General features: G+C 37.8%; 8 protein-coding genes. 4 read left to right on the top strand and 4 right to left on the bottom strand.

Going from position 1 to position 12,833, the window contains the following annotated elements; translation table 11 throughout:
• Positions 1-49: 49 nt before the first annotated feature.
• From FNN08_RS04320 to FNN08_RS04310, 3 genes are all read right to left on the bottom strand, one after another.
• Positions 50-1,171, bottom strand: coding sequence for a cobalamin-independent methionine synthase II family protein (locus tag FNN08_RS04320; protein ID WP_143583518.1), 1,122 nt, complete (start codon positions 1,169-1,171; stop codon positions 50-52).
• Between the two features lie 21 nt (positions 1,172-1,192).
• Positions 1,193-3,067, bottom strand: a complete 1,875-nt coding sequence (locus FNN08_RS04315) for a tetratricopeptide repeat-containing sulfotransferase family protein (RefSeq protein ID WP_143583517.1) — start codon at positions 3,065-3,067, stop codon at positions 1,193-1,195.
• A gap of 135 nt (positions 3,068-3,202) precedes the next feature.
• Positions 3,203-5,611 (bottom strand): TonB-dependent receptor, encoded by a 2,409-nt coding sequence (locus tag FNN08_RS04310; protein WP_143583516.1) that lies wholly within the window; start codon positions 5,609-5,611, stop codon positions 3,203-3,205.
• 643 nt (positions 5,612-6,254) lie between these two features.
• Between FNN08_RS04310 and upp the strand changes: the two genes are divergently transcribed.
• From upp to FNN08_RS04290, 4 genes are all read left to right on the top strand, one after another.
• Positions 6,255-6,881, top strand: coding sequence for a uracil phosphoribosyltransferase (upp, locus tag FNN08_RS04305; protein WP_143583515.1), 627 nt, complete (start codon positions 6,255-6,257; stop codon positions 6,879-6,881).
• Between the two features lie 37 nt (positions 6,882-6,918).
• The gene (locus FNN08_RS04300; protein ID WP_409574594.1) at positions 6,919-8,208 is read left to right on the top strand and encodes a uracil-xanthine permease family protein; all 1,290 of its coding nucleotides are present in this window, start codon (positions 6,919-6,921) and stop codon (positions 8,206-8,208) included.
• Positions 8,209-8,418: 210 nt separating this feature from the next.
• Positions 8,419-9,861, top strand: coding sequence for an exodeoxyribonuclease I (sbcB, locus tag FNN08_RS04295; protein WP_143583513.1), 1,443 nt, complete (start codon positions 8,419-8,421; stop codon positions 9,859-9,861).
• Between the two features lie 160 nt (positions 9,862-10,021).
• Complete coding sequence (locus tag FNN08_RS04290; RefSeq protein WP_143583512.1) at positions 10,022-10,978, top strand: DUF4382 domain-containing protein; 957 nt, start codon at positions 10,022-10,024, stop codon at positions 10,976-10,978.
• Positions 10,979-11,047: 69 nt separating this feature from the next.
• Here FNN08_RS04290 and FNN08_RS16310 read toward each other — a convergent pair whose 3' ends face one another.
• Positions 11,048-12,811, bottom strand: a complete 1,764-nt coding sequence (locus FNN08_RS16310; protein ID WP_185962562.1) for a polysaccharide lyase 6 family protein — start codon at positions 12,809-12,811, stop codon at positions 11,048-11,050.
• Positions 12,812-12,833 lie beyond the last annotated feature (22 nt).

Here is a 12,833-nt window from a genome sequence, read left to right as displayed (position 1 = left end):
ACAATTAGTCCCCATTTTTAAAGTCCATCTAAGTTTTAACTCTGCACTTCTAAACTAAACTAGCACCTTCGGACAAAGACTTTAATTTAGCGTAAGCGATATCTGGCGCCACAGAGCCAAAGCCAGCAAACGTACCAAAGCCACAATCAGAGCCTGCAATAACACGTTCACGCCCTACTATATTGGTAAAATTGCCAATACGCTGAGCAACAAGTTCAGGGTGTTCGACAAAGTTTGTCGTACTGTCAATTACACCAGGAACAAGGATCTTATCATCAGGAATATCACGCTTTCGATCAGCGAAAACAGTCCATTCATGGGCGTGTCTTGGGTTTGACGTTTCAAACAATAATTGCGATGCATTAACCGACATTAACGTATTGAACATCTTCTTCATTTCAATATCACATACGTGCGGCCCCTCATAGTTACCCCAACATATATGGACACGCAGTTTGTTTGGGTCAATCCCTTCTAAAGCATAGTTAAGCGCTTCTACGTGAAGATTAGCGACTTTAATAAACTCATCATCGGTTAAATCATTAAATAACATATGACGAGACAGCGCGAGATCGGGACAATCTAATTGTAAATGCAGGCCAGCATCAACTATGGCGCGGTATTCTTCACGCATTACCTCGGCAAGTACTTCTAGATACTTTTCTCTTGTTGGGTAATATTGATTTTGTAAAAATAGCGCGATAACACCAGGAGATGCCGCGTTCATAAAACCCTGACTTGCATTATTAGCAGCAACTGAATTGGTTAGGTTTTTAATGTCTTTGTGTAAATCACTTTGATCAAAGACTTTTACTTCACCTGTACACATTGGCCTTTTGTATTGTGGTGTTCCCCCTGATTTAGCTAATCGCTCTAAAAACTCAGGAAATAGCTTTAAATCATTTGGTGCATTGCGTTCACTGTCACCACTAAAACCGCTATATCTGTCTTTTACGTAAGTAGCATAAGAAATTTTAGACGTTTCACCATCAGAAACTATATCAATTCCTGCTTCTAACTGCTTGTTAACACAATGGTTTACATGTTCACTCATGGCAGCATCAAAATCAGCTTGCACAAATTCTTGCTCGTTTTCTTTAGCAAAGATCAGATCGACAACCTTTTGTGAGCGCGGTAATGAGCCAACATGTGTAGTTTTTATTTTAGACATACAAATCTTACCTTTTACATATTATTTTGGTGAATAGTTTAATGCGCTAATTAATGGCGTTAATGCGTCGCCATAACGTTGCCAAGAGCCGACACTTGAGGCATATATTGGTTGCCTAACTTGCTCTGCACTTGGCGTCATTACAATGCGTTTATTTTGATAAAAATTAAGCATAGACTCTTGATAATCTAAACCGATAAAGGCCATAACACGCTTAATTTGCGACTCAACATCTGCCACCGTTTCTTCGTAATTAACCGTTAATATTCGATTTAGAAATACTTGCTGCCAATAATTCATTAATTCTAGATGGTGTAAATAATGCTCACCTAGCGCAGTTAAATCATGTGAATAGGTTTGGTTATCATCAAAAGGCAATTTAAAAATTGAAATACAATTATCCATGGCATCACGTTTACAATAGATAAATTTAGCCTCTGGAAACACCAACGCAATAAAGCCAAGCGAATTATAATTAAGCGGGTTTTTATCAACAAAATAATGCTCAACGTCGAATCGTTCAGTCACTTTTGCTAAGTATAACTCTCGCAATTCATTAAGCTGCTTGGCATTAAGCTTGTTTATACATTGCGGGTAAGGTGTATTAGTTAATTTTACTGCTTGTTTAGCAATATCATTAATAAAACCTAACTCCCCTGTCCCTACAATGTCGTTATGTGACGCTAATATTTGTTCCGTTAGCGTGGTGCCTGAGCGCGGCATTCCAACAATAAAAATCGGTACTGGTTGCTTTGCTGTTCTTGTTGATTCGGCTTGTTGGCCGCTGTTATTTAACTGACTAAAGACAGTTTTATTACTTGCTAAATAATCTTTATTCTTACTTGCATCAAACGGATTAGTCTTGGCTTTTAACGCCTTACCTTTAATAAAGTATGTAATTGCTTGTTGATAATCTTTTGCTTTATCAAACTCACAAGCTAACGCCAGATAATAAGAAAATTTAAACAAATCGATTTGGCTGTCATCAGCAATTAATTGCTTGAGTTTTGTTATTTCCACTGCGCTAAGTCGTTGTTGCTTTAACTTGGAAAGCTGATAAAAGGAACTTGCATGATTTGGGGTGTGCTTTATGGATAAACGAAAGTGCTTTGCCGCTAAATCAAAGTTTCCTAGTTGTTCATGCAAAACCCCTAAATGATTTAATGCTTCACTATTATTTTCTTCAATGGCAATAACCTCATTAAGCAAGGCCAAGGCTTGTGACTCAAGTCCTAACTGCTTTAAAGACGTTGAAAGGTTGATCTTAGCAACTATATTTCCGTCAATAGCAATCGCTCTTTCAAACGCACTTTTCGCCATTTTATATTCGGTAAGTGCATTATAAATTTCGCCTAAATTATTTAATGAGTCACTGCGCTTGGGATCAATTTTTAACGCATATTCGCTCACCTGAATGGCTTTATCAAACTGGCTCAACGCTTTTAATGATTGCGTTAAATTATTAATGCAATCGAGATAACGATTATCAATCTTTAATGCACTATCAAAGCAATAGACCGCTTTGTCATGTTGATTGATACTTGCCAAAACATTACCTAAATTATTTAACGTTTGCGGTTGTTTAGGGTTTAATTGTAAAGAGCGCTCGAACATTTGTAGTGCTTGCGGGAAGCGTTTTTGCTCTTTATAGACAAGTCCTAAATTGCTGTAGGTTTCAGGATCTTTATCGTTAACTTGTAAGGCGCGCTGTAAATAGCTCTCTGCTTGCAAGTTATCATTTTTATTTATACAAACAACACCTAATAAATTAAGTGCAAATTGATTATTTTTATCCTGTTTTAGTACTTTTAAATAAAGTGTTTCTGCACCCTGCAAGTTACCTTGCTGTTGCAAAGCAAAGCCTTGCTCCAATAAACGAATTACATCTGGCGTCAAACTTTGCGCTCCATCGTTAGTTTTACTGTTTTTGTTAGATACTAAAATAATTGCTGCGAGTTATCTACGAACTCACTTGTTTATATACGAAAAAAGCCTGCAAAGTTGCAGGCTTATATTTTCTAAACGTTTTTATTAGAAGTTGTAACCAACTCTTACGCCCCATGTTCTAGGTGAAGCATAGTCTTGTGCAACACGAGCACGCGATAATATTTCAGTGTAAGTTGTGATTAATTCATCAGTCGCGTTATTCATCCAGAACTTCGCTGTCCAGTCGCCACCTGCTGATTGCCATTTAACAGCTACATCAAACTTAGTGTAAGCGTCTTGCTCACCAAAGAAAACTGGCGCTCGGTTAGTTTCATAACCACTGTTATAGTAACTAAATACATGTGGCACAACCGTACCCATATCGCCTAAATCAAAGGTGTATGAAATGCCTAAGCCAACAGTAACATCTGGCGTATAAGGGGTATCTTTACCATCCATAACAAATACACCGTTGCCGTTTGCATCAACTTCATCGGTACCGATTGGTTGTTCGCCATTCCAAACTAAGTTACCAGTAGCAACATTAAACTCGTCGTATTCTGACATATCATAAGAAATACCGAAATCTACAACTAAGTTTTCAGTAACATCCCAGTAACCTTCAACTTCAAGACCTTGGGCATCAATGGAGCCACCAGGAATTTGCGTAGCTACCGCAACCCCGTCACCTTGTTCAATAAAGGCAGTAGTTGTTAAGCCTTCATGAGTACCAGTATAGAAAGCACCATTTAAACGTAATGAGCCATCAAGTAAAGTTGACTTAACACCTAATTCAAACGCTTCATTCTCTTGCGGGTCTAAGAATTTATGAGTGGCATTATCAACCGCACCTGCGATGTAAGCGGTTGAGAAAGTACCATAAATCATCACGTCTTCAGTTAGTTGATAATCAGCACCAAGTAAGTAATCGGTATGGTCATCTTTACCGTATTCTTTTTCTTTACCTGTATAATCAAACGTTGGCAGTTCTGGCCCTAAACGCAAACTTGCATCCCAAGGTAAACCGTTAGACGAAGTCCATTCACGCTCATCTTCTGTAAAACGTAAGCCAGCTGTAAGGTTTAATTTATCGGTTAAAGAATACGTTGCTTGACCATAAAGCGCAGTAGATTTAGTACCACCAAAACCTTCAGTGTTCCAGTAAGCCCACGATGGTGTTTCAGGAGTAGCGCCAGCATATGCATACCAAGACTCTTCTAAACTACCAAAAATGTATGCTGATTTGTTATCAGAATCAGTATCATCAAATAAGTAAGCACCAAGTGTATATTGTAATTTACTGTCATGAGTAGAAGTAATAGTTAAATCGGCTTGATGAGAATTACGTGTGCCATAAGTTCCATCTATCCATGCCGGGTTTCCTGAATATTCAGCATCCATAATATTACGAGATTCATACTCAAATGCAGCCGCATTTAAATTAATATTATGGTTAGCAACATCCCAACTTACATTAACAAAAATAGCCGTGTCTTCTAGTTCACGATCTGGGGTGTAATCATAATCAATTTTAAAATCACCATTTACGATATCGGCAAACTCATCACCATTACAAATATTACCTGCCTGAGAACGCCCACCAGCTCTATCGCCATCAGCACAACCAGAATAAACACCCATACGAGGATCTAAGAAACCATCGATTGGATTAATTTTTGTTGGGTCGTCTTTATCAAGAGGAATACCAAGCGATTTATATGCCCAGTTTAAGTTACCATTACCTGTATCTTTCCAATAAGATGTGCCTAAATTCACAGATAAGTCATCGGTAATTTGGAATAAAACTTGTGCACGTGCATAAGAGTAATCAGAGTCTTTTAATCCACCATTTGGATTATTAACATTTTCTACGTATGGGTCACGTTGTTCATCAGCTGCAGTTATACGAACAGCAACTTTATCCCCTAGAGGAATATTAACAAAGCCTTCTACTTTTTGTAGATCGTAATCACCACCGGTAACCGCAGCACCAAAGTCAAATTCATCTAACTCAGGTTTTTTAGTGATAACATTAATTAGACCACCAAAGGTATTACGACCGAATAATGTACCTTGAGGACCACGCAGAGCTTCTACACGTTCAACATCAAGGTATCCCGCCAATGCTTGACCTGAAGAAGGTAAATACATGTTGTTGTGATAAATTGGAACAGCAATATCTGTTGTACCCGCAGCACCTGCACCACGCATAACAGCGCGAGGGTTATTGCCAAAACTAGAAACGGTTAAACCAGGAATAGCTTTTTCTAAAGATAGGATATCGGTAATTTGCATATCACCAAGTTCATCACCAGAAACCGATGTTACTGCAATTGGTACTTCTTGAATATTTTGAGTACGTTTTGCTGACGTTACTGTAATGGTTTCAATATTGCTATCTTCCGCAGATGGAGCTTCTTCTGCAAAAACAGCTTGCGCGGTAAAAACATTTGCTACTGCAAGTGCTATTACTGATTTTTTAGAAATCAGATTTTGAAATTTATTATTTTTCATTTTCTTCTCCATCAACATTACTGCTGTGAATCACCCTGTTTATTTAAATTCTTTTTATGATTTTATTTAGTAGATAAAAACCTACTCAATAAAAAGTACTTCGAAATCATTATTATTGTCAACAGCAAAAGTTAATTTATTGTAACTTTATTTAATATATAATTTTAAACAAAAAACAAAAATACTTATCTAACCCGCACAAAAACTACCACACAAGGATTTCAACGTCATATAAAAACAATGTTAATTATTTTCACTGATAGCTAATTGGCGCTTTTAAAATATGACTGCGAAGTCACGTTTTGAGTCAAAATAGTGACTTAAATAGAGATTTATACTCAAATATAATCACCATAGAAGTTGATAAAGTTACTTATAAAATGGTTATTTTAGAAAAAATGGTAGTAAGGAAACGATTACTAGTGATCTATTCATTAAGGATCAAACCTAAGTAGATTTGAAATAATAAAATAAATTTCCCTACATTAAGTGCGTATAAATAGGCAGTATGAAATAAGAGATCTAACTACTATTGTTTTGTTAAATAAACATGATTTGGTTCAAGCAGCATAAAATAATCAGATCAAAACTAAAATTTTAAGGTAAAATTACTGTAATTTTTAACAACCGAAGAATCAAAGTTATGTCTGTACATGAGCTAAACCACCCTCTGGTAAAACACAAAATAAGTTTAATGCGTAAAGCAAATATGAGTACTAAGGACTTTCGTCAATTATCGGCGGAAGTTGGTAGCTTAATCACCTATGAAGCAACCAAAGATTTAGAACTTGAAGAGTTTCAAATGCAAGGTTGGGATGGCGAGATCACAGGTCAACGCATTAAAGGCAAAAAAATTACGGTAGTGCCAATTCTTAGAGCTGGCATTGGTATGTTAGACGGTGTATTAGAACTTGTGCCAAGTGCCAAAATCAGTGTTGTTGGCCTATATCGCGACGAAGAAACGCTTGAACCTGTGTCTTATTTTGAAAAGCTAACTACAAACATCGAACAACGAATTGCCCTAGTTATTGATCCTATGTTGGCCACTGGTGGTTCAATGAATGCTACAATCGACATCCTAAAAAAAGCAGGCTGTAAAGACATTCGCGCCCTTGTATTAGTTGCAGCACCTGAAGGCATAGCCAAAATGAAAGAAGAGCATCCTGATGTTAAGTTATATACAGCCGCTATAGATAGCCATTTAAACGAAAAAGGTTACATCATTCCAGGGTTGGGAGATGCTGGCGATAAAATCTTCGGCACTATCTAGAGTCAATTCGACACTTATAAAATATAAAGGATATATTTTGAATCAATCTATATTAACCAATGGCAAAACAGTTTTAGCCGGTTTACAAATGCTCTTTGTGGCATTTGGCGCCCTTGTTTTAATGCCACTTATCACCGGGCTAGATCCTAGCGTTGCTTTATTTACTGCCGGTATTGGTACCCTACTTTTCCATTTAGTCACTAAAAGACAAGTACCTATCTTTTTAGCGTCTTCGTTTGCTTTTATCGCACCAATTACTTACTCAGTTCAAACTTGGGGTATGGCGGCAGCTATGGGTTCATTGTTTGCAGCTGGCCTTCTGTATATGGTTTTAGCTGCCGTAGTTGCTGTTCGTGGTTCAGGCTTCTTACATAAAATAATGCCTCCAGTTGTAACTGGCCCAATCATTATGGTTATTGGCTTAGCACTAGCGCCTTTAGCCGTTAATATGGCAATCGGAAAAACTGGGGATGGCGCAGTTGAGTTGTTCTCATACACTGATGCGCTGATCGTTTCTATGTCGGCATTAATTACCACTCTGTTAGTTTCGGCACTAGGTAGCGGTATTTTCCGTTTAATTCCAATATTAGCTGGTGTTATCGTTGGCTATATTACGGCCGCATTTATGGGAATGATCGACACCCAAACGGTAAGCCAAGCTAGTTGGTTTGCTGTACCAAACTTCACTGCGCCTGAATTCAACCTAGCAGCTATTTTATTTATGTTACCCGTTGCCATAGCGCCTGCAGTAGAGCATGTAGGTGATATTTTGGCTATCAGTAACGTAACAGGCAAAGACTATCTTAAAAAGCCAGGCTTACATCGCACACTACTTGGTGACGGCCTAGCAACTTCTGCCGCATCATTATTCGGCGGTCCACCAAATACAACTTACTCAGAAGTAACTGGTGCGGTAATGCTAACTAAAATGTTTAACCCAGTGATCATGCTTTGGGCGGCATTCTTTGCCATTGTATTAGCGTTTGTTGCTAAATTTGGTATTGCATTACAAACCATACCGTCACCTGTTATGGGTGGTATTATGATCCTATTATTTGGCTCAATCGCTGGTGTAGGCATGAATATTCTGGTGAAAGCTAAAGTTGATTTAGCCGAGCAAAGAAACCTGGTAATTGTTTCAACCACACTAGTATTTGGTATTGGCGGAATGTCGATCGGTAACGGTGATTTCAACCTGCAAGGTGTAAGCCTATGTGGTGTAGTAGCCATAGCATTAAACTTGTTATTACCTAACACGAAACCTGATGCAGAAACGCTTGAACAAGAAAAACTAATTGTTGATGATATTGTCGAGCATAACAAGTAATAGTTATTGCCTTTTACATAGGCAAAACAATATTCGAAAGCCAGTTTAAATAAACTGGTTTTTACTTTCTTAGCTTGTCTAAAGTTTATTTGAGAGCACTAAGTAATAGATGCCCATAGTGGCCTACACTTCTACTGATTTTGTTAAAACTCTATGATAGAGTTATCTTTTAAATGTAGCCTGAAACAATAATTGCTTTATAAGAATATAATGAATAATAACAATGCCCACCAACCCACCATCTTCTGGCACGATTATGAAACTTGGGGAGTATCCCCTAAGCTTGATAAGCCTTCACAATTTGCGGGTATTCGAACCGATCTAGATTTAAACATTATTGGTGAGCCTGAGATGTTTTACTGTAAGCCGCCTTCAGATTACTTACCTAATCCTGGTGCTTGTATGGTTACCGGTATTACGCCGCAAAAAGCGCAGCGTGATGGCATTTCAGAGGCAGAGTTTGCAGCTCGTATTCAAAAGCTGTTTACTGTGCCAAATACCTGTGTGGCTGGTTATAACTCCATTCGTTTTGATGATGAGGTGTCTCGTTACCTGTTTTATCGTAACTTTTACGATGCCTATGCGCGTGAATGGCAAAACGGTAATAGTCGCTGGGATATTATTGATATGGCGCGTTTGTGTCATGCACTAAGCCCTGAAGGTATTAATTGGCCAGTTAATGATGAAGGTCGTGTTAGCTTTCGTTTAGAATTACTTACGGCGGCTAATGGTATTAGCCATGAAGCAGCGCATGATGCTATGAGTGATGTGTACGCCACTATTGCTCTTGCTAAGCTGATCAAAGAAAAACAGCCAAAGCTTTATAACTTTGTGTTTAACTTGCGCAATAAAAAAGAAGTATTAAAGCACATTAATGTATGGGAAATGACGCCGTTTATTCATACATCGAGTAAAATTACACCAGATCAGCGCAACACCAGCTGGTATATGCCAATTGATGAGCACCCTACTAATAAAAATGCGATTATCTCGATTGACTTATCATCTGATATTTCACCACTACTTGAGCTTGAAGCCGATGAAATAAAAGAGCGCATGTACACTCGTCACGATGATTTAAAAGCGGAAGGCAAACTGCCAGTACCGGTTAAGCTTGTGCATATCAACAAGTGCCCTATTGTAGCCCCTGCAAAAGTATTAACACCTGAGCGCGCAAAGTTAATAAATATCGACCGTGAATACTGTTTAGCTAATTTTAAGTTAGTAAAAAGCCAAGCAAGTGCATTAAAAGAAAAGCTTAGTGCTGTATTTAATAGTGAGTATGAAAAAACTGACGTTGATGCTGAGCATGCGCTGTACACCGGCGGGTTCTTTAGTCATGCCGATAAACAAAAGATGGACATGATCCACACTATGCATCCAGAAAAATTAGGCTCGCATCCTTTTGCGTTTACCGATCCTAGGCTTGATACCTTACTGTTTCGTTATAGAGCGCGTAATTACCCGCATACTCTTACTAGTGAAGAGCAACATAAGTGGCAGCAATATACGCAAAATAAGCTACAAAGTGGCGAGCATGGCTTGAGTTATGACATGTATATGATGGAAATTGAAAACTTTGCGCATATGTATGAAGAAGACAAAAGCAAAATGGCTGTGTTAAAAGCTTTGTATGAGTATGTGCAAGGCTAATTAATAAACAGCTTTTTTATCAAAGTGTTATCTATGGCTATGATTGCGTCTATTTGATAACACTTTTTCTACAAAAAGTAGCTACATTAAATTTACATCTCTGCTAATATCTTCGCCATAAAAACTTATCTTATATTTTACGTCTTATTTAGGAATCTTCATGAATTTCAAAAAAACTACATTAGCAATTTTACTTTCTGCACCAGTTCTTCTTATGGGTTGTGATGATGATGATAAATCATCTAACACCACTGAATTCAATTTAAGCGTTTCAGATGCTCCTGTTGATAATGCATCTGAAGTAGTTGTATGTTTTAGTGAAATTACTTTAAAGAAAGGTGGTGATGAGACTCTTTTAACTTTAAAAGAAGACACAGCTAGTTTATATGAGTGTTTAGATGAAGATGAAATGCCTATCCCTAATACTCTTGCGGTTAATTTATTAGCAGCGCAAGGCTCTCAATCTATTCAAATTTCAGAAGGTATTGAAATTGAAGTCGGTGAATACGCGATGCGTGTTGCTGTGCCAAATGGCAGTGGTTCATACGTTATGACCGATGAAGATGGTGATATGGTTGATGAGAAAATATTAATTGAAGTACCTTCAGAAGAATTAAAGTTCTCTAAATTCACGGTAACACAAGGTGGCAGTGCAAACTTTACTTTAGAGTTCGACTTACGTAAGTCAATGACTAACCCTGTGGGTAAAGATACTTACACATTAAAACCAAACGGCGTTCGTTTAATTGATAACAACGAAGCTGGTCATATTGCCGGTACTGTTCAAGAAGCACTACTTTGTGAAGGTTCAACTTTCGTATACTTATACGAAGGCGTTGAACTTAATGAAAATAACTTAGGTGACATGTACTACCATCCTGAAACTGGTGCTTACCAAGGTGAAGGTGTTGAGCCTTTAGCTTCTGCTGAAGTTATTGCTGAAGTTCAAATGGACGGCAGCTATGAAATTGGTTTTGTTAACACTGGTGAATACACTCTTGGTTTAACATGTTCTCAAGATGATTCTGAAATGGCTGATGTATTAGAGTTTAGCCAAATCATTGAAACTGAAGTTGTTGAAAAACAAACAGCTCAAGCTGACTTCTTTGTTCAGTAATAAAGCTTTTAGTTAAATATACTAAGCCTAGCAAAGCTAGGCTTAGTTTTTTACAATCAAAACCCTTGCCTAAAAATTACTTCCCACTTCACTATCAAAGTCGAGTTTTTTCAGCTCTGGTGCGCCAACGTTTAATGTGGCATCTTGCGCAAAATATTGTCCATTAGCGTTTTGAGTTAACGCAACTTCGCTTAGGTTAATACCTGTTGGTACTGTCGGTAAACCAAGGTTAGATGAACCATAAAAATAGTTATTAACATACGTTGGATTAATAATATTTAATGGTACACCATTGTTGTTTTCGCTAACTCGAATAAAGTCATAATCGCCATTGTTATCAATATTATTACGAATTAAATTATTGCTAATGGTTACATCTGAAGGCGCATTTTCTTTGCTGCTTGCACCGAAATGTAAGCTCTGTTTAGAATTAATAATGGTATTGTTTAATAAGGTAACATTGCGCACGGGCCAATAGCCACTTAACGCAGGATTAGTCTCGCTAGAGCTTAATGTGATCCCTCCTCGAGCGCTACTTGTTGAGTTTGCACCTTCAATATAATTATTACTGATGGTATGCCCTTCTCCTATCACTCGCACACCACCGCCTCTATTATTATCAATAAGAAAATAATTACTATCGACAGTACAATTATTACCATGGCGTAATGTTAATAAACCTTCACTCGACTCAAACGTATTAAAGCGATAGATATTATGTCCTGACTTATTTGAAATAATTTCTATCTCACCATTAATATCATGAAAATAATTAGACTCAACAATGGTATATGAAGACGATTGTGACTGAGAGCTAGTACCAATACGAATAGCTTCCCAGCCATTACTGTCATTATTGATATCGTCTTCGGATCTATACTGATAATCTGAAAAAATATTGCGATAAATATGATGATCTTGCCTACTATCATTATCTCGCCACACCACTAAAAGAGAACCTTCGGTGTTTTTTCCAGTAAAGGTACAATGGTCAACTTGGCCAAAAGTAGCATCGTTATCTAAAGAAACCCATTTATAAGAATTATTAGGGTCGTTGTCATTGAAACTGTCAATTTTACAGTTGGTGACGCGATTATGATTGCCACTAATAATGATAGCGCCATCTCTGTCAGCAGGCTGGCCATTTTGAAAGGTAAAGCCTTCAAATACTATATTGTCACCCCTAAGGTTGACAAATGATGCCCCTTCAATAAATACAGAGCCACTTGTTTCGGCCACAACAGTAACGTCATCGGTGTTTATATTAAGGTTTACATTGTTATAGGTACCATTTGCCAATGCAATAACATCGCCAGGCGACGCTGCCAAAAGTTTTGTAATAAGATCGGTAATACTTACCGCAACGGCATCATAGGTTGTAGGTTTATTAAACGCGGTACTATCATTAGGAGAGCTATCTGCGTTATCGCCAATGCCATCACCATCGCTGTCTAACGTTTCTGTGGCATCTTTTGGAAATACATCGCTATTATCGCCAACACCATCGCCATCTGTATCTAGCGTTTCTGTAGCATCATTTGGAAATGCATCGGCATTATCGCCAACACCATCGCCATCAGTGTCTAACGTTTCGCTAGCATCATTTGGAAATGCATCAGCATTATCGCCAACACCGTCGCTATCAGTATCTAACGTTTCTGTGGCATCATTTGGAAATGCATCAGCAGTATCAGCAACGCCGTCGCCATCACTGTCTAGTGTTGTCGTTGTACCATCTTGGTTAGTATTGTCGTTATTGCTATCACCATTGCTACTATTTCCACAACTAACAATTGCAGGGAGTAGTACAACAAGTAGTATTTTTTTGAACATTTTTACACCTAAACCTTTTTAA

The organism is Thalassomonas sp. M1454, from assembly GCF_007097525.1.
Classification (GTDB): domain Bacteria; phylum Pseudomonadota; class Gammaproteobacteria; order Enterobacterales; family Alteromonadaceae; genus Thalassotalea_A.
This window is presented reverse-complemented; position numbering and strand designations above follow the sequence as displayed.